The sequence below is a fragment of the Mammaliicoccus sp. JADD-157 genome (genome assembly GCF_049310805.1).
Taxonomy (GTDB): domain Bacteria; phylum Bacillota; class Bacilli; order Staphylococcales; family Staphylococcaceae; genus Mammaliicoccus; species Mammaliicoccus lentus.
In genome coordinates, this window is the sequence record NZ_JBMOVZ010000002.1 from 130,929 (window position 1) to 153,624 (window position 22,696).

Sequence of the window (22,696 nt, forward strand, 5' to 3'; positions counted from 1 at the left end):
GTCAATAGATTACTATACAACGATTATTTATAAATGTAAATAGTAATGTTTACGAATAAAAAAGAATGCTATATGATTAGCATTCTTTTTTATTATTGATTAAATATTTTATCTTTTAAATCTGGATCAAATGTACCATTCTTTATCATTTCAATCTCAAATTTATATGGTGGTTTTTTATTTTTCTTATCATCACCGACATATGGTGTTTCTAATATTTTTGGCACGTCATTGAAAGCTTCATGGTTTACAATATAATGCAATGCATCATAACCAATAGAACCAAAACCTATATTTTCGTGTCTATCTTTTCTCGCACCTTGTGGGTTTTTACTATCGTTAACATGTAGCACTTTAATTCTATCAAGCCCTACAATTTTATCGAACTCATTTAATACACCGTCAAAGTCTTCTTTAACATTATATCCAGCATCATTTGTATGACATGTATCAAAACATACTGATAACCTTTCGTTATGTTCTACACCATCAATGATTTGAGCAAGTTCTTCGAAAGTTTTACCACATTCTGAACCTTTACCTGCCATTGTTTCTAAAGCAATACGAACATCATTATCGTTAGTTAAAACTTCATTTAAACCTTCAATAATTTTTTTAATACCTTTTTCTTCTCCAGCCCCAACGTGAGCGCCTGGATGTAAAACAATATCTTTCGCCCCAAGTGCTTCAGTACGTTCAATTTCAGATTGTAAAAATTCTACGCCTAAATTAAACACTTCAGGTTTCGTTGTATTCGCAATATTAATAATGTAAGGTGCATGAACAACAATATTTGAAAGGCCATACTCTTTCATAGCTGCTTGACCATTTTCAATATTTAAATCTTCTATTTTTTTGCGTCGTGTGTTTTGAGGCGCTCCAGTATAAATCATAAATGTTGAAGCATTATAACTAGCAGCTTCCTCTGCTGCTTGAAGTAACATCTTCTTACCACTCATAGAAACGTGAGATCCAATTAACATATCTGACACCTATCCTTTTCTACTTTGCTTTTTTGTACGTTTAGAATGTGCTTTTTTCTCTTTGAATTTCAACTCATCTAATTCTTTCTTGAATTTCTTTTTATATCCTGGTTTTACTTTATTTTTGTTGTTACGTTTAATTCTTTGTTTTAAACTTTGTTCTATATTATTTTCTTTTTTAACACGTCTTGTACGTTTTTGACGATCTTTAATCTCGACAAATTCACCATTTTTTATATCAACGTGATTAAATTTATAGTTTTTCTTTTCGATTTGCGTAATTAAATCATCTTCATCAGGCGTATATAAAGTAATAGCAATACCTTTATAGTCTCCACGACCTGTACGACCAACTCTATGTGTAAAGAAGTCAATTTCTTTTGGCAAGTCATAGTTAATAACATGGCTTACACCTTCAATATCGATACCTCTTGAAGCTAAGTCACTCGCAACAACAAATTCGAAGTCTAACTGCTTAACACGTTTCATTTGTTGTGTACGTTCTCTTGGTGATAATCCACCATGAATAACACCAACTTTATAACCATGTTCAGATAAATAAGCCACTAACTCATTTGCTCTATCACGACTATTAGCAAAAATAATCGCTAAGTATGGATTAATAACGTCCATTACTTTTAACATTTTCGCTTGTTTCTCTTCACCTTTAGTAGGTATTAAATAAAAATCTATATTATTTTTATTAGATGATTCTGTTTCAATTTCAACAAATTCTGGTTTATCTAAATATTTATTTAAAAATGGATGTAATGCTTTAGGTATAGTTGCACTAAATACAGAAATTTGAGCAGATTTATCAAGTCTACTAGCAATGCTGTCTACTTTAGGCATGAATCCTAAATCAATCATTAAATCCGCTTCGTCAATTACTACTGATTTTGCTAAATGTAAATCTAATGCTTTTTCTACAGCCATATCATCAATTCTATTTGGAGTCCCTACCACAACTTGTGGCGTGTTCTTAGACTTATCTATATCTCTTGATTTATCTGTACCACCAATATATAAATTGACTTTTATACCTTTTTTATATTCCGCTAAATGAGATGCAGCGTCATACAATTGTTTAGCTAACTCTCTTGTTGGAGCTAATATAATAACTTGTGGCTCTTTTAAATCTACATCTATTTTATCAAATAGTGGTAATAAAAATGCATGAGATTTACCCGTACCAGTTTGTGATTGTCCTATTATATTTGAACCCTTTTTAATTTTTGGTATTACACGTCGTTGTACTTCTGTCGGCTGGTTAAATTTCAAATCTTTAACTGCCTCAACTAATTCATTTTCTAATTGAAAATGTTCAAACGGATGCTTAGACATAAGCGACCCTCCTCGTTTCTTTTTCACTTCATATATTATATAGTAAATGAAAGTAATATGATAGAGTTTAAGGTTATTTTGATACTTTAATTAGTTTCAATCATTCTTGACACTTGTTATAATGATTAAGAATAAGGGGGGCTTTGTATGGAAATCGTTAAAATAACGCCTAGAGGATATTGTTATGGTGTTGTAGATGCCATGGTTATTGCACGAAATGCTTCATTAGATAAAACGTTACCGCGTCCGATATATATTTTAGGTATGATTGTTCATAATAAACATGTGACTGAAGCTTTTGAATCTGATGGTATTATTACTTTAGATGGCCCAAACAGACTAGAAATTTTAGAACAAATCAACGATGGAACTGTTATATTTACTGCGCACGGTGTTTCTCCAGAAGTTAAACGTCGCGCCAAAGAAAAAGGGCTTGTATGTATTGATGCCACTTGTCCTGACGTAGAAAACACACACCAATTAATTAGAAATATGAAATCAAATGGCTATAACGTTGTTTATATAGGTAAAAAAGGCCATCCAGAACCAGAAGGTGCAGTAGGAGTAGCACCAGATATTGTACATTTAGTTGAAACAATTGATGATATTAATGCTTTGCCCGAGTCTTTAAAAGACAAAAAATTAATCGTAACTAATCAAACTACAATGTCTCAGTGGGATGTTAAACACCTTATGGACGAATTAAAAGAACAATATCCAAATATCGAAATACACGAAGAAATCTGCTTAGCGACTCAAGTTAGACAAGAAGCTGTTGCTAACCAAGCAAACCAAGCTGATTTATTAATTGTTGTTGGCGACCCAAAAAGTAACAACTCTAATAGATTAGCACAAGTCTCTAAAGAAATTGCACATACAAATGCCTATAGAATTTCAGATATAAGCGAACTAAAAGTTGAGTGGTTGCAAGGTGTGAGTACCGTTGCAGTAACAGCAGGTGCTTCCACTCCTACACCAATTGTTAAAGAAGTAATTGATTATATTAAAAATTATGACCCAACAAATATTGACGTTGAAAAACTTAAAAGTAATGTGCCAGTTGAAAAAATATTACCAAAAATTAAAAAACCAAAGCCTGTAGAAATTATGAAGTAATAATGATTAAATATTATAAGTTGCAGTGAAAGATTCCAAATCGGTGGAGTTTTTCACTGCTTTTTTATAGGGTAAGTATTAAGTAGATAAGTTTTATTGGATTAATTAAATAAAAAAAGTCTGCGACACAAACCAATGTCCCAGACTAATTGATTAAACCTATTAATTGTACTTTTAGTTTATTACATATATTCGTAAGGATCAGTATTAATATTTGATGATACAACGTTTATTTCACCATTAGTCCAATCTTCTAGTAATGATTTTAATCCGTCTTTCAGGACATATTCACTATAGTGATTGGCATCTAATACGTTTATACCATCCATTATTGAATCTAAAGCTTCATGATGTTTCACATCGCCTGTAATAAATAAATCAGCCTGTTTATTTTTAGCGATATGAGCATAACCAATACCTGCTCCACCTACTATAGCAATTCTCTTAATAGTAGCTTTTTTATCACCTATAAAACGAACTGCTGGTATATCTAACTGTGTTTTATAATGTCCAACAAAATCCTCTACAGAAAGTTCTTGTGGTAATTCTCCTATAATACCTAAACCTACTGAAGAAGCTTTCTCCATTTTAATAAAATCAAAAACAGGTTCCTCATAAGGATGATATTCGTATAATAATCGTGTTGCTAAAGCTTTATCTTTCCCATCAATCATTAACTCTAATTTCGTTTCATAAACTATTTCTGTTTTATTAGATGTACCTATATGGGGATTAGCATTTTCACTTGGCTTGAATTGGCCTTTACCTTGTGATTGGAAAAATACATTACTATATTCTTCTGTTTGAGCTAATTGATGATTATCAAATGCCTTTTTCATTTCTTCTACGTTTTCATCTGGTATAAATATTTGCAGTTTATAATATGTTTCATTTTGCTTATCTAAAATTTCCATATTAGTAAGTCCTATTTTCTGACCTATCATATAACTTACACCTTTATCATACACATCTAAATTTGTATGAAGAGCAATTAATTGTATGTCATTTTGGATTAATTTTCTTATAATCGGTCCATAACTATCATTTGTGATGTTTTGAACACCTTTAAAAATTAAAGGATGATGTGCGATAATCGTATTGATATTTTGTTCAATTGCTTCATCTACTACTTCGTTCGTGCAATCGAGAGTTGTTAGTATACCATTCACTTCATTTTCTTGGTTACCAATCAACAAACCTACATTATCCCATGATTCACTACTTGAGAATGGTACATGCTTATCTATTACTTGTAATAAGTCTTTAATAATCATCATAGCACCTCTTTAATCTGTTTTATTTGCGCCTGTATTTCATTATAACGAGCTTGGTCTTTATGATTTTTTAGCTGATTACTAATATTCTCTAAAGATTCAATTTCTCTTTCCCATTTTTCATAAAATAATTCATCTTTTTCTATCATCAATTTAGGACCAAACTTTAATTCATTCTCACTTAATTGCATTTTCCCTTTTTTAGCAACAATAATCTCGTATATATGCTTTTTATCTTTAATCAATTGCTCTGTTTCAATGTTGTATCCTAACTTTTGCAATACTTGTCTAATTGGTAACGCATGTATATTAGCTTGTAATATTAAATCAGGGTAATGTGTCAATTTTTCTTTACCTTCATCTAATATTTGAGCAATTAAAGGTCCACCCATACCACATATTGTAATAACATCTACCGTATCATTTACAACTTCTAATCCATCGCCTAACTTTATCTCAATAGACTTCGAAAGTCCGTGTAACTCGGTGTTTTTTTGAGCTGATAGAAATGGCCCTTTAACAACTTCCCCTGCGATAGCTTCTTTTACTAAATTATTTTGAATGGCGTAAATAGGCAAATAAGCATGGTCTGATCCTATATCTGCTAATTTATTATGATTTAAGTACTCACTAACTTTTGTTAAACGTTTATTTATTTGGATCATGACATTTTCCTTTCATTAAAAAAATCTTTTGCCAAGGCAAAAGATTTTTTATTATTATTTAGCATCTTCTTTTAAATATTTGACAAGTGTGTCTAAATCTTTGTCTGAAATAGTCGCTTCGTCATGCGCAGGCATTGAACCTTTACCATCACGGATGATTTTTTTCATTTCACCAGCGTCTTTAGAACTACCAGCTAATTTAGGACCCATTCCACCTTCAAGATTTTGTCCATGACAACTTGTACAATTATCTTTTGCAAATGTTGCAGCGTCAAACTTCTCAGTTTTTTCACCGCCACCTTTGCCTTCTTTTTCTTCATCCTTGTTAGCACCATGTGCTGACATGAAGAATATTAATCCCACACCGAGTAATAAAATCAGAATAAACGGGAAAACAGGATTACGATTCATTCATACAACCTCCCTTTTATTAAACCTTCATACAATTATATTTTATATTAAAACAACGCATTGTCAAAGGCTTTTTGGGATTAATATTAACTTTTACAAATTAGTCCATAAAATCTTTCAAGCGTTTACTTCTTGATGGGTGTCTTAATTTGCGTAAAGCTTTTGCTTCGATTTGTCTAATACGTTCTCTTGTTACACCAAATACTTTTCCTACTTCTTCTAAAGTACGTGTACGACCATCATCAAGACCAAAACGTAATCTTAATACATTTTCTTCTCTATCCGTTAATGTGTCTAAAACATCCTCTAATTGCTCTTTTAATAATTCATAAGCAGCGTGGTCAGAAGGACTTTGTGCATCTTGATCTTCTATAAAGTCACCTAAATGACTGTCATCTTCTTCACCAATAGGCGTTTCAAGTGACACTGGTTCTTGAGCAATTTTCAAGATTTCGCGTACTTTTTCTGGTGGTAAATCCATTTCTTCACCAATTTCTTCTGGTGATGGATCTCTACCTAAATCTTGTAATAATTGTCTTTGAACACGAATTAATTTATTAATCGTTTCTACCATGTGTACAGGAATACGTATAGTACGTGCTTGGTCAGCTATAGCTCTAGTGATAGCTTGACGAATCCACCATGTAGCATAAGTTGAGAACTTGAATCCTTTGTTAAAGTCGAATTTTTCTACAGCTTTAATAAGCCCCATGTTACCTTCTTGAATAAGGTCTAGGAATAACATACCTCTACCAACGTAACGTTTAGCTATACTTACTACAAGTCTTAAGTTCGCTTCAGCTAAACGAGACTTCGCTACTTCATCGCCTTTTTCTATTCTTTTAGCTAATTCAATTTCTTCTTGTGCTGTTAATAGATTTACACGTCCTATTTCTTTTAAGTACATTCTTACTGGGTCATTTATTTTTACACCTGGAGGAGCACTTAAGTCATTTAAACTTAATTTATCATCAGTATCAGTAGAATCTTTTTCGTTAATAAGATTGATTTCATTTTCATTGATCAAATCAAAGAAATCATCCATTTGATCTGAATCCATTTCATAATTTTGCAATTTATCAGCAATTTCTTCATGACTTAAATGTCCAGCTTTTTTACCTTGTTCAATTAATTGATGCTTAACTTGTTCAATTGTTAAAACTGCTTCATTGTTAGCGCTATTGATTTTATTTAATTCTTTGTCAGACATGAATAGGCCTCCCGGTTATTTAACTCTTACATTCTATTCCGATTATATTGTACAATTTGTTCCAAATACTGTCTTTGCAACGCCATATCACCTGATTGCATTGCTTTATTTAATTGTTCATTTAAATATTCGATTGTATTTTCTTTAATTTCTTCAGGACTGATTATATTAATATAGTCTTCAATTTCTTCACTTTCTGGATCGTCATTAATAAGCAATGAATCGAGGTACATAACGGTTTCCATAATATTATGATCTTCAATGTAACTCGAAAAATCACTAATATTAAAGACATCGTTATTCTTATAATACCCATTTAAACGTGAAAAAATCACTCTATTATTCAATGAAGTAAAATCTTCTTGATTAATCCTAGAATGATATTCTAAAAATAACTGTTTTTGATTCATAAAATGTTTTATTAATGCTTGTTCAGCTCTACCGACTTTATCTAGTTTTTTTTCCTTGAAATCCGGAACATATTGGTCATAATCGATAGTATTTTGAACTATATTAGGCGAGAGTTGATTTTTTAGACTGTTAACATCTACTTTATACAAATCAGCAACTTGTTGCAATACTTTTTTTCTTAAAAAGTCTGAGCGAATAAGATTTATATCATTAATTAATTCTTCTAAGTGTTGCTCGTGTTTTAAATCGTTGTTTTCATTAGCATAATATAATTGTTGTGCTTTAAATCCAACAAATGATTGTTTTTGGCTATCTACAAACGATTTAAACGCTTCGTTTCCGTACTCTGTAATATAATCATCAGGGTCCATTTTTTTAGGTAAATGAACTACATAAACATTTATGCCTTCATTTAATAATATTTTACCTACATTTAAAGCCGCTTCATTCCCTGCGAAATCTCCATCATACAGCAAAGTTACATTAGATGCCAGTTTTTTGACCATAATAATATGTTCTTTTGATAAAGCTGTTCCCATTGTTGCTACAACTTGCTTTATATCCGCTTGATCTGCTTTAATAACATCCATAAAGCCTTCTAATAATATCACTTCATCGTTTTGTCTAATAAACTTTCTTGCTCGATCGATATTATAAAGCATTTTTCTCTTTTGAAATATAGGAGTTTCTGGGCTGTTTAAGTATTTAGGTGTCTGATCTGTATATGTACGCCCTGAGAAACCAACTGTTTTACCTTGAAAGTTTAATAACGGGAATATTATTCTATCTCTAAATCTGTCGAAATAATCAAAAGTTTCATCATTCCTACTTAATAACCCTGCCTCAAACGCTAATACTGCATCATATCCATTTTTTTCAAGAAAATCATGGGTAAATTTAGAATGGTTAGGGGAATAGCCAATTTTTCTATCATTAATTAATTCATCTGTAAATCCTCTAGATTTTAAATATGCTAAAGCTTCTTCGCCTTCTTCAGTATGTTTCAAAATATAATGAAAGTTATTTGCCATTAGTTCGTGCATTTCAATCATTTTTATATGATCGTCTACTATTGCCTCAGAAGAACTCGGTTCATTACTTTCAACATGAATATCTACTCTACTTCCAAGTTCTTTTACTGCTTCAACAAATGGAATATCCTTAATTTCTTGAATAAATTGAAAGACGTTACCACCTTTTTTACAACCAAAACAATGACATATTTGTTTATCTTCAGAAACAGAAAAGGACGGTGTTTTTTCATCATGGAAAGGGCAAAGTCCAATATAATTACGACCTCTTTTTTCTAACTTTACATATTCACTTACAACATCTAATATGTCATTTTTTTCCCGAATTTCGTTTATTGTTTCTTGTTCAATTCTCATTATTTCACCCTTTAGCGGTTTTGTTGAGTAATGATTTTTATAATATCATTAGCTGTTTCTTCTATTGCTTTATCTGACACATCAAGTACAGGACAGCCAATTTTATCAACTACTTCTTCAAAATAGTGTAACTCTTCTTCAATACGGTCATCTTTCGCATAATTTGCATCATCACTTAAACCTAATTGTATTAATCTCGCTCTTCTAATGGCATTTAAATTTTTTTGATTAATTTTAAGCGCTATACATTTTTTTGGATCAATATCAAATAATCCTTCTGGAGGTGCTACTTCCGGAACTAATGGAACGTTCATCACTTTATATCTTTTGTGAGCTAAGTATTGCGATAAAGGGGTTTTAGAAGTTCTAGATACGCCTATGAGTACAATATCTGCTTTAGGTAATCCTCGTGGGTCTCTTCCGTCATCATATTTAACAGCAAATTCAATAGCTTCTATCTTCTTAAAATAATCTTCATCTAATTTATGAATATTTCCTGGTTCATTAAGAGACTTTTCATTTAACTCATTGCTCAGTATTGTCATTAATGGCCCCATAATATCTACGTTTTCTATGTTATGTTCTTCTAGTTGTTCCTTTAAGTAATTTCTCATATCAGGTTTAACCAATGTATATACAACGATTGATTTTTGTTCTAAAGCAAGTGATACTACTTCATTAATATTATTTTCATTTTCGATGTAAGGTAATCTAACAATATCCAATGCATTACCTTCTGTTTTAAATTGTGAAGTACATGCTTTAGTTACAAGTTCAGCTGTTTCTCCTACTGAATCAGATGCAATGATTATTCTAATTTCTTCCATTTGAAATATTCCTCCTACTCGTCTTCGATAAGTGAAACAAAAGCTCTAGTTATAGTAGTTTTTGTTATTCTACCTTTAACCTTCAATTTATTATTTTTTACTTTTTTCACTACTGGTAATGCATCAATTTGCTTATCAATTAATAATTTAGCAGCATAGATTAATAAATCTTCTTCTAAACAAACTGTAATATTTGGCATGCGGCTCATATTTATACTTACTGGTGTCTCTTTTAAGCTTTGACCACCAATTGCTGCTCTTAAAAGGTCTTTTCTTGAACATACACCTATTAAATAACCTTCTTTATCGATAACAAACAATGTTCCTACATCTTCTAAAAACATTTTACAAATTGCTTCATATACTGAAACACTTTCTTCTATAACAACTGGTATAGCCATAGATTCTTTAATTGTTATTTTTTTGATAGAATCACTTAATAATTGTGTACTAGATTTCCCTGTATAAAAATACCCTACCCTCGGTCTGGCATCTAAATATCCAGCCATTGTTAAAATAGCGAGATCCGGTCGTAAAGTTGCTCTCGTTAAGCTTAATCGTTGAGCAATTTTTTCTCCTGTTATCGGGCCATTATTTTTCACAATTTGAACGATTTGCTCTTGTCTTTGATTTAATTCGATTTCTCTCACCCCTTCAAACACAACTCAGTTATATTGATTATAACATGACTGATAAAATATACTCAATTTGAATACTTGTTTTTACTTGATTAGTACCAGATTGCGTGCTATATTTTAATTAACTTTGAAATTAAAAGCGAGTTAAGGACGGTGAAAGCTTAACAATAAAGTTTTGGCTTACAAATATATATATAAAGTGAGTGGCTACACTAATTTGGGTGGAACCGCGGGTAATATACTCGTCCCAAGGCATTGATACTTGATGTCTTGGGGCTTTTTTAATTAAATGAGGAGTGAATTTTTTTATGACAAAAGATATGGATAAGATAGTTACGTTAGCGAAACACAGAGGTTTTGTATTCCCAGGAAGTGAAATTTATGGTGGTTTAGCTAACACATGGGATTATGGTCCTCTAGGTGTAGAATTAAAGAATAATATCAAAAAAGCTTGGTGGCAAAAATTTATTCAGCAATCTCCGTATAACGTTGGTTTAGATGCTGCAATTTTAATGAATCCAAAAGCTTGGGAAGCATCAGGACATTTATCAAACTTTAACGACCCAATGATTGATAACAAAGATTCAAAAATTCGTTATAGAGCAGATAAATTAATTGAAGATTACATGCAAAATGTTGAAGGCGATGAGAACTTTATTGCTGACGGCATGAGCTTTGATGAAATGAAACAGTTAATTGAAGACAAAGGTATCACTTGTCCAGAAAGTGGAACAGCTAACTGGACTGACATTAGACAATTCAATTTAATGTTTAAAACTTTCCAAGGTGTAACAGAATCATCTACAAACGAAATTTTCTTACGTCCTGAAACCGCACAAGGTATTTTTGTTAACTACAAAAATGTTCAGCGTTCAATGCGTAAAAAATTACCATTCGGTATTGGACAAGTTGGTAAATCATTTAGAAATGAAATAACACCAGGTAACTTTATTTTCAGAACAAGAGAATTTGAACAAATGGAACTAGAATTCTTCTGTAAACCAGGTACTGAAATTGAATGGCAAAATTACTGGAAAGATTTCGCAGCAAATTGGTTAACAGATTTAGGTATTAAAAAAGAAAATACTAAAATGCGTGATCATGATGAAGATGAATTAAGTCACTATTCAAATGCTACAACTGATATTGAATATAAATTCCCGTTTGGTTGGGGAGAACTATGGGGTATCGCCTCAAGAACAGACTATGATTTAAAACAACATAGTGAATTCAGTGGTGAAGACTTCAATTATCACGATCAAGAAACAAATGAAAAATACATCCCTTATTGTATTGAACCATCACTTGGTGCAGACCGTGTAACATTAGCATTTTTATGTGATGCTTATGAAGAAGAAAACGAAGGTGAAAAAGAGCAACGTACAGTAATGCATTTCCACCCTGCTCTAGCACCATATAAAGCAGCAATTTTACCATTAAGTAAAAAGCTATCACCTGACGCTATTAAAGTTTATGAAAAATTAAGTGCAAACTTCGCAATCGACTTTGACGAATCACAATCTATTGGTAAACGTTACCGTCGACAAGACGAAATTGGTACACCTTACTGTATTACTTTCGACTTCGACTCATTAGAAGATAATCAAGTAACAGTACGTGACCGTGATACAATGGAACAAATTCGTATGCCAATTGATGAAGTTGAAAACTTCTTAGCGGAAAAAATTAAATTCTAATTTTTAATTTAGAAAATAAACACCCCTTAAATGAGCGTTTAAATCTCATTTAAGGGGTCTTTTTATATTTTTAAATTTTCAAGTTGCTTTATTAACTTTTTGGTTTTAAAAATAACGCCTATATATTCATCGTACATATTATCGATAAGGTTTTGTATTTCTTTTTTTATATCATCATTGATTTTAAAACTATTTAAATTCTGTATTGGTAATTGATACATTAAATTCATAAGATACAATGCTCTATTTGAAATTCTAAATGCATGCTCATCATGAATTAATGCCTGATTACTTAAGGGACCATTATATATAAAGCTGTAAGCATTAAGTTGTTGTTGATCCATATCACCTGTTACAACACATGCATTAAACCTTGGTTCATAACCATATTTAGGCATACATTTTAAAGCAACAATCATACTCATTGTGTCAGCGTTAACACCCTTCTCTACCGCTTGAAAAACACCTAGCAATAATTCATAGAAAAATGCATCATGCTCTTCAGCTTCAAGTGCTTTATCTATTACTTCTATGCAATAAGCACCATAAGCGCTTTTAAATATATCACTTTGCATCATTCTATGACTATTAATAATGTCAGCAGAAGTTAAAGTGCCCATTCCTTTAAATTTAGAAAAAATAAACAAGCCATGTACAAAGGGTTGAGTAGCACCTTGTAAATGATGACTTGTTTTTTTTGCACCTCTAGCCATAAGCGGAACTTTATGACCATGTTCATTTAAAATTGTAATGATTTTATTATTTTCACCGTAATCTACAGAGCGAATGACAAAACCTTCTTGTTTATAAAGCACTTTATCATCGCCTCCATTCTCATTAATACTCGTCTTCGCGATAACCCATTTGCTTAATAAAGTTAGGTTTATTACGCCAATCTTTTTGTACTTTAACCCATAAATCTAAATAAACTTTAGAACCTAACAACATTTCAATGTCTCTACGTGCCCGTTTACCTATTTCTTTAAGCATTTTTCCACCTTTACCGATAATAATACCTTTTTGTGAATCACGTTCTACATAAATTGTTGCTTCTACATGAACTTTTTCATTTTCAGCTTTTGTCATTTTATCAACATTTACACCTATTGCATGTGGTATTTCTTGATTCGTCAAATGCAAAGCTTTTTCTCTGATTAATTCTGCTACAACAAATTGTTCAGGGTGATCAGAAATTTGGTCTTTTGGATAATACATTGGACCTTCTTCAAGATATTTTTTGAATTGAGCTAATAACGTTTCAATATTTAAGCCTTCTAAAGCTGATATTGGAACAATTTCTGCAAATTCCATAGTTTTTTGATATTTTTCAATTTCAACTAACAATTGGTCAGGGTGTATTAAATCAATTTTATTTAAAACTAAAAACACTGGTGTTTTAGTTTGTTTAAGTAACTCAATGATATATTCATCACCTTTACCTATGCTTTCATCAACATTTACCATAAACATGATTAAATCCACTTCTTTTAAAGTGTTTTTCGCTATTTTCATCATGTAATCTCCTAAAGCATGTTTAGGTTTATGAATACCTGGAGTATCAATAAATATCATTTGTGCATCATCCGTTGTTAATACACCTTGTACTTTATTTCTAGTAGTTTGTGCTTTATCTGACATAATCGCAACTTTATGACCTATAACTTTATTCATAAATGTTGATTTGCCGACATTAGGTCTACCTATAATAGATATAAAACCTGATTTAAATTCGCTCATTTATCCTAAATCCTTTCCTGAGAAACCGAGTGGTAATAATTCATTAACAGTCGTTTCAATTCTTTCTTCTGTTTGATTTGTTAAAAATACTGGCATATCATCGTCACATAGTTCTTTAAGTACTTGTCTACATGTTCCACATGGTGAAGAAGGTTTATCAGCATCAACTGTAATTGTAATACATTTGAAATCACCAGGTCTATAACCATCTGACATTGCCGCCACTAAAGCTGATCGTTCTGCACAAATAGTTGATGGATAGGCTGCGTTCTCAATATTTGCGCCATAGTATGTTTTCCCGTCTTTCGTTATTAAATAAGCACCTACATTGAATTTAGAGTAAGGTGTATACGCTCTTTTTTGCGCTTCTCTAGCACCTTCATACCATTCTTTTAAAAATTCCATATTTTCCATCCCCTTAAAAAATATTTAACAATTTAGGTAAAAATATTATTATCCCGATAATGATAGCCATAATAGATGCTAATAATACTGCTAAAGCAGCTGTATCTTTAGCGTGCTTTGCTAGTATATGAAAATCATCAGTGTACATGTCTACAATGTATTCTATTGAGGTATTGAGCACTTCTGTTATTAAGACTATAAAAATGGCAATTAAAACAAATAACCATTCATACATATTTAACTTAAAAACAAAACTCAAAACAATAACAATCAGTGCCATTAATAAATGAAATAAAAAATTATTATCTTTCTTTAGAATCGTAAAAAGTCCTACTACAGGAAATTTAAACCTATTAAAAAATTTATTCACGTGTAAGTCCAAACTCAGTTAAAATTTCATCTTGTCGTGAAAACATTTCTTTTTCTTCTGATTCTGTCATATGATCATAACCTAGTAAGTGTAAAAAGCCATGTAATGCTAAAAATCCTAATTCTCTACTTAAGCTATGATTATATGATTCTGCTTGCTCTTTAGCAACTTCTAAACAAATTATGATATCACCTAATATTCTAGGCATATCTAACCCTTCAATCTCTGGTTCATCTTCTTCTAGAGAAAATGAAATAACATCTGTTACTTTATCTTTATCTCTATAGTCTCTATTGATTGCTTGTATTTCGCTTTCATCGACAAATGAAATAGATAATTCTGCTTCTTCTTCAATTTTTTCCTTTTTAGCAGCAAATTTTAATAGTGATTCTATTTGTTCTTTCGTTTCTTGATTAATGACGTTGTGATCATCAATAAAATCCATTGTTAACATGCTATTTCTCCTCTTCATAAGCGTTAATTATTTTACCAACTAATGGGTGTCTGACAACATCAGTTTGTTCTAAGTAAGTAATTTCAATACCTTTAATACCACTTAGCTTTTGGTCCGCTTCAATTAAACCACTTTTAACGCCTTTAGGTAAGTCAATTTGTGTTCTATCACCCGTGACTACCATTTTTGAGCCAAAACCTAATCTTGTTAAAAACATTTTCATTTGCGGTAAAGTTGTGTTTTGGGCTTCGTCTAATATAACGAATGCGTCATCAAGTGTACGCCCTCTCATATAGGCTAAAGGAGCAATTTCGATTGTACCTCTTTCTATTAAGCGCGCTGTTTGCTCAGTCCCTAATATAGTGTGCAAACCATCATAAAGTGGTCTTAAATAAGGATCGACTTTTTCTTTTAAATCGCCAGGTAAGAATCCTAAAGATTCTCCAGCTTCAACTGCTGGTCTTGTTAATACGATTCTTTTAACTATACCTAAGCGTAACGCTCTTGCAGCCATTACGACAGCTAAGAATGTTTTTCCGGTACCTGCTGGTCCTATACCAAACACTAAATCATTATTCTTAATGTTATTAATATATATTCTTTGGCCCATTGTTTTGGCTCTAATTACTTTACCATTACTATCTTTCGCAACTTCTTCGTCGTATAAATTGACTAATTTATCAATTGTACCTTTTTCAGCCATTTTCACTGCTGCTTGTACATCATTTATCGTTATATTCGAACCACTTTCAATTACTTTAAGTAAATTCATTAATACACGTTCAGCTTTTTCAACATTTTCTAAACGTTTACCACGAACACTTATTTCTTGTCCTCGTGTTAAAATATCCACCTCGAGTTCTTCTTCAATATATTTTATATGCTCATCTCCATTACCTAGTAATGCTTGAGCTTGATCCATACTCTCGATTTGAATTAGTGTAGGCATTAAATAACTCCTTTATTAGTTGAATTGTTACCACTTTAAATGTACCAAACCTTTGTCTAACGTGCAATCTTATGCACTTTATTTTGAATATTATTTAAGTTTTCCTGTGATTTAATCATTTTATTTATTTTTTGAAATTCACGTAACCTATTACTATTATTTAACTTAATATTCGGATTGATTCGAATTAATGTAATAATAAATTCTCTTTCTTCTATTGGAGAAACTTTTTCTATAATTTCTCCTTTGTATACTATTTCTATCATACTATTTCCTTCGATAGATTTCGCCATATTTAACTGTTCAATATTAAATATATTATATGTTTTTTTGAAAAGACCTCTACGTATAGTCAAGAAGTGTTCTTTTACACTATATCTCTCTAGAAGTATATTAATTATAATTAAAAACACTAGAACAAAAGTAATAAAAATTAGTAATTTATTACTTATAAGTAACGGAATTAAAGATATTAAAAATAGTAAAATTGATATCATTATAGATGAAACACTTAGTTTCTTTTTAAATATCATTTTTATCACACCTTTGTTCTTACTAAGTTTATTGTAATTCTAAATCTACAATTTGTGAATAAAAACTAAAGGTATTATCAAAATAAAAACTCAGAGAAAATTCTAGTTGTAAGAATTTCCCCTGAGTTATGCTACTCTAATAAATGTTAATCTCTAGCTATTCATCTTATTTGATGCCCTCTGGTCTTTTAAGAATTTCTGACCAAATAATACCGTTAACAACATTGTTCTCGTCAATATTTACAGCTTCATCATTAAATTTATGTTTACTATTTAAGTAGAGTTGTTTAACCATCGTTCTTCTAGTTCTTTCAGAAAGTTGAGTATTATGAATAATCTCATTAGCTTCTTCTTCAAGCTTTTCAAAGCTTTCCTGTTGAACTTTAGATAAAGATTGTTTTTCTTCTTTACTAAATTCTAATAAATTTTTGATTGCTTCTTTTTGACGCTTTGGTTTATTTTTATTAATTTCTTCTTTTCTTTTATTAATCAATTCATTTTCATGAGCATCTGTTGACTGAGCTTGGCTTTGAGTTTGTCGCTGAGATTCACTATTATTTTGCTTTGTATTTACTTGCTCAACATCTATCCCTTGTTTCTCTAGATGAGTGGATAGTTGTTTAGCTAATTGTTTATAGTGGTTAGACATTCGATCAGTCGAACTAGTTTCAGCCTTTTCTTTATAGGAATAGAACTTTTTAACTAATTCTTGTAATTCTAGTTGAGCATTATCCACTTGATTACTAGCTTGTCTTTGGACTGGCTTTTTACTCGGATTTGGATGTGCAGGCCATTGAGTATTTTGCTTTTTCTTTTTATTTTTAGCGCCATTTTCAACTATGCCACTAATCACACTAATAATAATCCAAATAACAAAGATTATAATGCCTATCTCCATTTAAATCACCTCTCTTATTCGTTCGGTGAATTTGCGTCTTGTGGATTAGTACTCTTATTTATAGCTTCTCTCATACCAGTATCAGCTTCTATATTTTTTAAATTATAATAATCTTTAACGCCGATATTGCCTGATTTAAGTGCTTCAGCCATTGCAAGAGGTACTTCAGCTTCAGATTCAACAACTTTAGAACGCATTTCTTGTACACGTGCTTTCATTTCTTGTTCTGTAGCTACAGCCATTGCACGACGTTCTTCAGCTTTAGCTTGTGCAATATTTTTATCTGCAAGTGCTTGCTCAGTTTGAAGATCTGCACCGATGTTTTTACCGATATCCACGTCTGCGATATCTATAGATAAGATTTCAAATGCTGTACCTGAATCTAAACCTTTACTTAACACTGTTTGTGAAATACTGTCTGGATTTTCAAGTACTTTCGTATGATGTTTACTTGAACCAATTGTTGATACAATACCTTCACCAACACGTGCGATGATTGTATCTTCACCAGCACCACCAACTAAGCGATCAATATTTGCTCTAACAGTAATTCTAGCTTTCGCTTTAACTTCAATACCGTTCATAGCAACACCAGAAATAAATGGTGTTTCAATTACTTTAGGGTTAACTGACATTTGTACAGCTTCTAGAACGTCACGACCAGCTAGATCGATAGCTGCACCACGTTCAAATGCTAAGTTAATCTCAGCTCTTTGTGCTGCAATAATCGCATCTACTACTCTATCAACGTTACCTCCAGCTAAATAGTGAGATTCTAATTGATTTGTAGTTAATGCTAAACCTGCTTTATGTGCTTTAATTAACGGATTAATAACTCGTCTTGGTGAAACACGTCTTAAACGCATTCCGACTAATGTTCCTATTCCTACTTTAACGCCTGCAGCTACAGCTGAAATCCATAATCCAACTGGTACAAACGAGAATAGAATCATAAGTAATACAATAACAATTACCGCAATAATGATTATGGCGATTAAACCTGATAACATATGCAACTCTCCTTAATTTAAATTTCTCTTACGACTACTCTTGTACCTTCAACCTGTACAATTTTAACTTGTTGGTCTTTTTGAATAAAATTACCATCAGAAACAGCATCTATTCTATCATCATCAACAAGGATAATACCTGAGGGTCTCAACGCTGTAAAAGTTGTACACACTTTACCAATTAAATGACTTCTATCATCATGTGATGTATAACCTGACTCTTTGTTTGTAGAATCTCTAAGAATGACTTTTTCAAAGAATGGTATTTTTCGATTAAAACCTTTCACTAATATCACCCACTCTATAGTTGTTAAAATTAAAGCAACTGCAATAATAGCGCCCATGATTAATAAATTATCACCAACTAATATAAAACTACCGATAATTGCAATAAAACCAAGGATACCAAGTACAGCGCCTACAACAAATAATTCAATAATGACTAAAATAACACCAATTGAAAACAATAAAACGGACATTAAACTAATTTCATCAACTATTACAAAACCTATAAAAAATATAAGTGTACATATAAAACTTGCAATGCCGGCAAAGTTTATACGTTCTGAATATAGTTGATAAAGTGCGCCTAGAAAAATAATACAAGTCAAAATCAATGTAATAATTGGCGAAGATATAAAGTCACCAAATGAAGAAACACTTTGACTTGAAACAATACCTAAATTTATGTTGTTTTGAATAAACATAAGTATGTATTCATACGCTGATGTCAATATTACCACCCCTCTATTTCATTATACAATAAATCACCAGTGAACTAAAACGTATATATCTTTTATTCTAAATATTTTATAGAAAATTTTTTTATTTTCAATTTTTACTATATTTTATTTAGAAAAAAGAGATGGATTGAAAAAGCTTGATATATTTATATTTTACTTAAGTCAGCTATTGCCTATATAAAAAAGCAGTCCGAGACTTATAGGTCTCGGACTGCTTTAACATTTAATTTACGCAAATAGATTTCATTATAATTAATTAATATTCTTTGAGGGAGTTCAATAGAAAATTAATTATTTAAATTTACGTTTGCGAGCTGCTTCTGATTTCTTCTTACGTTTAACGCTAGGTTTCTCATAGAACTCACGTTTACGCACTTCTTGAATCGTACCGCTTTTTGAAACTGTACGTTTAAAGCGACGTAATGCATCTTCGATTGATTCGTTTTTACGAACTACTGTTTTAGACATCTGTATTTCCCTCCCTCCAAATATCAACAAAGCTTTATATGTCAGTTACATAGTAAATATATTACTATGTACTTAAACATTATAAAATAAGTCATTTTTTAAGTCAATAATCATTTGCAATGAATCTTAATATGCAACTAATCTTTCGTCTTTATTTGTTGCATGATTGATTACTTTTACAAGTTTTCCTTTATTAATTGGATAACCTGGTTCTATTACTTTAACTTTTACTAATTCTCCAATTAGAGATTCATCTCCATCAAATTCTATCTTCATGTAATTATCTGCATAACCAACTAATTTACCATCTTTAGAGCCTTTTTCTTCAGGAATGACTTCTAATACAGTTTGGTCAAATTTTGATGCATAATCTTTTGCAAGTTGATTTGATAGTTCTATAAGTCTATGAACACGGTCATTTTTAATGTCTTCATCTACTTGATCTGTCATTCTTGCTGCAGGTGTACCTGTTCTCATTGAATATGGGAAAACATGCAGTTCAGAGAATTGATGCTTAACTATGAAATCATAAGTTTCTTGGAACTCTTCTTCAGTTTCACCTGGGAAACCAACTATAACATCACTTGTTACTGCTAAACCAGGTAATGCTTTATGAAGTTTTTGTAGTCTTTCTGAAAAATGAGCCATAGTATATTTTCTTCTCATACGTTTCAATACAGAATCAGAACCGGATTGTAATGGAATATGCAAATGCCTTACGACTTTTGTAGATTTATCGATAACATCGATAACTTCATCTGTTAATTGACTCGCTTCTATAGAAGAAATTCTAATTCTTTCTAAGTTTTCTACTTCTTCTAAATCACGTAATAATTGCGCTAAGTTATAATCTTTTAAATCTTCACCATATCCACCTGTGTGAATACCAGTTAATACGATTTCTTTATATCCTGAATTTACAAGTGTTGTCGCTTGGCTAACTACTTGTTTAGGATCTCTTGAACGCATTAATCCTCTAGCCCATGGAATAATACAAAAAGTACAGAAATTATTACAGCCTTCTTGAATTTTTAATGAAGCACGAGTTCGGTCAGTGAAATAAGGTACTTCTAGTTCTTCATATTTTCTATTCTTCATGATGTTTCCAACACCATTTATTGGCTGTCTGCTTGTCTTATAGTCTTCAATATAAGAAATTAACTTATGACGATCTTGAGTACCTACAACGATATCTACCCCTGGTATCGCCATGATTTCTGCTGGAGATGTTTGCGCATAACAACCTGTTACACATACTACTGCATCAGGGTTTTTACGAATAGCTCTTCTTATAACTTGTCTACTCTTCTTGTCTCCTGTGTTAGTCACTGTACAAGTATTTATAATAAATACATCAGCGTTTGTTTCAAACTCTACTCTTTCGTAATCATTTTCCTTAAATAATTGCCAAATTGCTTCAGTTTCATAATGATTAACTTTACAACCTAAAGTATGGAATGCTACTGTAGCCAACTATATTCACCTCATTAATTCTAATTGATAGCTTAAAGCAGCTAAAGCATACAATGGAGCGGTTTCAGCCCTTAATATTCTCGGTCCTAGACTTATGTTATATCCATCTTCAAATAAAGCAACTTCTTTTTCAGAAAGCCCACCTTCTGGCCCAAAGATGATTAAAACTTTTTGTCCCTTTTTTAAGTTAGAACCAATTTGATGTAAATTACTTGTTCCCCCACGTTTAGCTTCTTCTTCATAAGCTATTAATACATAATCATATTCATTTATAATATCACAAACAGAATTAAAATTCGACATATACCTGATATCTGGGATAGTCAAACGCATGCTTTGCTCACTTGCTTCTTTAATGATTTTTTGCCATCTATCAATCTTTTTAGACTGCTTTTTATGATCTAATTTAACTACAGAACGTTCAGATTGAACAGCAATAAAATAGTGTGCGCCCATTTCTGTTGCTTTTTGAATCATCCACTCATATTTATCGCCTTTTATTAATCCGCTAGCGATTGAAATCTCGACAGGTAATTCTGTCTGTCTCGTCGTATCTTCTAATGTCAGTACTTCTATATTTTGTTCATGAAAATCTATAATTTTGCAAATCATCGATTTTTGATCATTAAAAGTGATGATAATCTCATCATCAACTGTCATTCTCATTACATTTTTTATATGGTGTATGTCTTCGTTATTATGTAGAAAAAAACGCTGATTTAACTCAGCGTTTTCAAGTAAGAAGTATCTTTGCATTGTTCTCCTACTTTCTAGCTCTTATTGAAACCCAGCCGTTTTCTTTTAAAACTTTCTCAATTTTAAAACCAACTTCGGTTAATCTGTTAGTGATTTCATCGCATTTCTCATCAATGATGCCAGATGTTATAAAGAAACCACCATCGTTAAGTCTATCGTAACTATCTTCTATCATTAAATCTATAACATGCGCTAAAATATTTGCAATAATAACATCGTATTGCTCAGTTTCTTCTGTTAATAAATTCCCAGTCTCAACTTTTATACTATTTTCGCAATGATTTTTTTCAAAGTTTTCTTTAGCAACTTTAACAGCTAAGTCATCTAAATCAATAGCTTTGATAGATTTAACGCCTAATAAATAGCACCCAATGCTTAAAATGCCTGAGCCGGTACCAACATCAATCACTTTATGATTTGGCTCTACAACTTCTTCTATGTGTCTTAAACACATACTTGTAGTTGGATGATCTCCTGTACCAAAAGCCATCCCTGGATCAAGTTCTATACATAAACTGTCATCAGCGTTTTCATATTCTTCCCAACTAGGAACAATCGCAAAGCGTTCTGAAGCTTTAAAAGGATGAAAATAATTCTTCCATTCATTTTCCCAGTCTGATTCTTGAATGACTGTCTTTGAAAAAGCCAATACTTCCGGTTTAATACCATCAATATTTGAAATTGTATTTTTTATTTCTTGTTCTAGCGATTCAGTAAATACTAGTTCACTAAAATAACATTTCACTCTAATATCATGATCTGGGTAATCATCAGGATTTAATTCATATATTTCACCATAAACATCGATGTGTTCTTTATCTAGTTCAGATGAATCTTCAATAACAACACCATTTGCACCTAATTCATTTAATAGTGCTGTTACGACAGGTTCTGATTCTTCATTTATCATTATAGAATACTCAATCCAATTCACGG

General features: G+C 31.4%; 25 protein-coding genes. 2 read left to right on the plus strand and 23 right to left on the minus strand.

Going from position 1 to position 22,696, the window contains the following annotated elements; genetic code table 11:
* Window positions 1–92 precede the first annotated feature (92 nt).
* Window positions 93–983: a deoxyribonuclease IV gene (locus ACO6VN_RS07170; RefSeq protein ID WP_016998584.1), complete on the minus strand. Its 891-nt coding sequence runs from the start codon at window positions 981–983 to the stop codon at window positions 93–95.
* A gap of 9 nt (window positions 984–992) precedes the next feature.
* Window positions 993–2,327, minus strand: coding sequence for a DEAD/DEAH box helicase (locus ACO6VN_RS07175; protein ID WP_422404425.1), 1,335 nt, complete (start codon window positions 2,325–2,327; stop codon window positions 993–995).
* A gap of 147 nt (window positions 2,328–2,474) precedes the next feature.
* On the opposite strand from ACO6VN_RS07175, the gene ACO6VN_RS07180 reads away from it, so the two are divergent.
* Entirely contained in the window at window positions 2,475–3,443 is a 969-nt protein-coding gene (locus ACO6VN_RS07180) for a 4-hydroxy-3-methylbut-2-enyl diphosphate reductase (RefSeq protein ID WP_194201291.1), read from the plus strand.
* A gap of 182 nt (window positions 3,444–3,625) precedes the next feature.
* Here the strand turns inward: ACO6VN_RS07180 and ACO6VN_RS07185 are convergent, their stop codons facing one another.
* From ACO6VN_RS07185 to ACO6VN_RS07215, 7 genes are all read right to left on the minus strand, one after another.
* Window positions 3,626–4,717, minus strand: a complete 1,092-nt coding sequence (locus ACO6VN_RS07185) for a Nif3-like dinuclear metal center hexameric protein (protein WP_216683395.1) — start codon at window positions 4,715–4,717, stop codon at window positions 3,626–3,628.
* A complete protein-coding gene (locus ACO6VN_RS07190; protein WP_216683382.1) occupies window positions 4,717–5,382 on the minus strand; it encodes a tRNA (adenine(22)-N(1))-methyltransferase in 666 nt (221 codons plus the stop codon). Before ACO6VN_RS07190 ends, ACO6VN_RS07185 begins: the two co-directional genes overlap by 1 nt.
* Window positions 5,383–5,436: 54 nt before the next feature.
* Window positions 5,437–5,793, minus strand: a complete 357-nt coding sequence (locus tag ACO6VN_RS07195; protein ID WP_064204527.1) for a c-type cytochrome — start codon at window positions 5,791–5,793, stop codon at window positions 5,437–5,439.
* A gap of 100 nt (window positions 5,794–5,893) precedes the next feature.
* Window positions 5,894–7,003 carry an RNA polymerase sigma factor RpoD gene (gene rpoD, locus ACO6VN_RS07200; protein WP_016998578.1) on the minus strand — a complete coding sequence of 370 codons (1,110 nt, stop codon included), beginning with the start codon at window positions 7,001–7,003 and terminating at the stop codon, window positions 5,894–5,896.
* A 26-nt stretch (window positions 7,004–7,029) separates the two neighbouring features.
* A complete protein-coding gene (dnaG, locus tag ACO6VN_RS07205) occupies window positions 7,030–8,802 on the minus strand; it encodes a DNA primase (protein WP_016998577.1) in 1,773 nt (590 codons plus the stop codon).
* Between the two features lie 11 nt (window positions 8,803–8,813).
* A complete protein-coding gene (locus ACO6VN_RS07210) occupies window positions 8,814–9,629 on the minus strand; it encodes a pyruvate, water dikinase regulatory protein (RefSeq protein ID WP_016998576.1) in 816 nt (271 codons plus the stop codon).
* Between the two features lie 14 nt (window positions 9,630–9,643).
* A complete protein-coding gene (locus ACO6VN_RS07215; protein WP_147640717.1) occupies window positions 9,644–10,279 on the minus strand; it encodes a helix-turn-helix transcriptional regulator in 636 nt (211 codons plus the stop codon).
* Window positions 10,280–10,575: 296 nt separating this feature from the next.
* Between ACO6VN_RS07215 and ACO6VN_RS07220 the strand changes: the two genes are divergently transcribed.
* On the plus strand, window positions 10,576–11,964 hold the full coding sequence (locus ACO6VN_RS07220; RefSeq protein WP_147640718.1) for a glycine--tRNA ligase: 1,389 nt from the start codon (window positions 10,576–10,578) through the stop codon (window positions 11,962–11,964).
* A gap of 62 nt (window positions 11,965–12,026) precedes the next feature.
* On the opposite strand, the gene recO is transcribed toward ACO6VN_RS07220, so the two are convergent.
* The 14 genes from recO to prmA form a co-directional block, all read right to left on the minus strand.
* A complete protein-coding gene (gene recO / locus ACO6VN_RS07225) occupies window positions 12,027–12,779 on the minus strand; it encodes a DNA repair protein RecO (protein WP_422404426.1) in 753 nt (250 codons plus the stop codon).
* Between the two features lie 22 nt (window positions 12,780–12,801).
* Window positions 12,802–13,701: a GTPase Era gene (gene era / locus ACO6VN_RS07230; RefSeq protein ID WP_422404427.1), complete on the minus strand. Its 900-nt coding sequence runs from the start codon at window positions 13,699–13,701 to the stop codon at window positions 12,802–12,804.
* Window positions 13,702–14,106 (minus strand): cytidine deaminase, encoded by a 405-nt coding sequence (cdd, locus tag ACO6VN_RS07235; RefSeq protein ID WP_194201294.1) that lies wholly within the window; start codon window positions 14,104–14,106, stop codon window positions 13,702–13,704. It lies immediately after the preceding gene.
* Between the two features lie 13 nt (window positions 14,107–14,119).
* The gene (locus tag ACO6VN_RS07240; RefSeq protein WP_016998571.1) at window positions 14,120–14,476 is read right to left on the minus strand and encodes a diacylglycerol kinase family protein; all 357 of its coding nucleotides are present in this window, start codon (window positions 14,474–14,476) and stop codon (window positions 14,120–14,122) included.
* Window positions 14,469–14,930, minus strand: coding sequence for an rRNA maturation RNase YbeY (gene ybeY, locus ACO6VN_RS07245; RefSeq protein WP_194201295.1), 462 nt, complete (start codon window positions 14,928–14,930; stop codon window positions 14,469–14,471). The genes ACO6VN_RS07240 and ybeY overlap by 8 nt, the downstream gene beginning before the upstream one ends.
* A gap of 1 nt (window position 14,931) precedes the next feature.
* A complete protein-coding gene (locus ACO6VN_RS07250) occupies window positions 14,932–15,879 on the minus strand; it encodes a PhoH family protein (protein WP_194201296.1) in 948 nt (315 codons plus the stop codon).
* A gap of 56 nt (window positions 15,880–15,935) precedes the next feature.
* A complete protein-coding gene (locus tag ACO6VN_RS07255; RefSeq protein WP_016998568.1) occupies window positions 15,936–16,412 on the minus strand; it encodes a PH domain-containing protein in 477 nt (158 codons plus the stop codon).
* A gap of 166 nt (window positions 16,413–16,578) precedes the next feature.
* Window positions 16,579–17,310 (minus strand): hypothetical protein, encoded by a 732-nt coding sequence (locus ACO6VN_RS07260; RefSeq protein WP_194201297.1) that lies wholly within the window; start codon window positions 17,308–17,310, stop codon window positions 16,579–16,581.
* 14 nt (window positions 17,311–17,324) lie between these two features.
* Complete coding sequence (gene floA / locus ACO6VN_RS07265) at window positions 17,325–18,320, minus strand: flotillin-like protein FloA (RefSeq protein ID WP_016998566.1); 996 nt, start codon at window positions 18,318–18,320, stop codon at window positions 17,325–17,327.
* 17 nt (window positions 18,321–18,337) lie between these two features.
* Window positions 18,338–19,027: an NfeD family protein gene (locus ACO6VN_RS07270; RefSeq protein ID WP_026023587.1), complete on the minus strand. Its 690-nt coding sequence runs from the start codon at window positions 19,025–19,027 to the stop codon at window positions 18,338–18,340.
* A gap of 327 nt (window positions 19,028–19,354) precedes the next feature.
* A complete protein-coding gene (gene rpsU / locus ACO6VN_RS07275) occupies window positions 19,355–19,531 on the minus strand; it encodes a 30S ribosomal protein S21 (protein WP_016998564.1) in 177 nt (58 codons plus the stop codon).
* 126 nt (window positions 19,532–19,657) lie between these two features.
* Window positions 19,658–21,004 carry a tRNA (N(6)-L-threonylcarbamoyladenosine(37)-C(2))-methylthiotransferase MtaB gene (gene mtaB, locus ACO6VN_RS07280; RefSeq protein ID WP_016998563.1) on the minus strand — a complete coding sequence of 449 codons (1,347 nt, stop codon included), beginning with the start codon at window positions 21,002–21,004 and terminating at the stop codon, window positions 19,658–19,660.
* 6 nt (window positions 21,005–21,010) lie between these two features.
* Entirely contained in the window at window positions 21,011–21,760 is a 750-nt protein-coding gene (locus ACO6VN_RS07285; RefSeq protein WP_216683380.1) for a 16S rRNA (uracil(1498)-N(3))-methyltransferase, read from the minus strand.
* Between the two features lie 7 nt (window positions 21,761–21,767).
* Window positions 21,768–22,694 (minus strand): 50S ribosomal protein L11 methyltransferase, encoded by a 927-nt coding sequence (gene prmA, locus ACO6VN_RS07290; protein ID WP_103268841.1) that lies wholly within the window; start codon window positions 22,692–22,694, stop codon window positions 21,768–21,770.
* Window positions 22,695–22,696 lie beyond the last annotated feature (2 nt).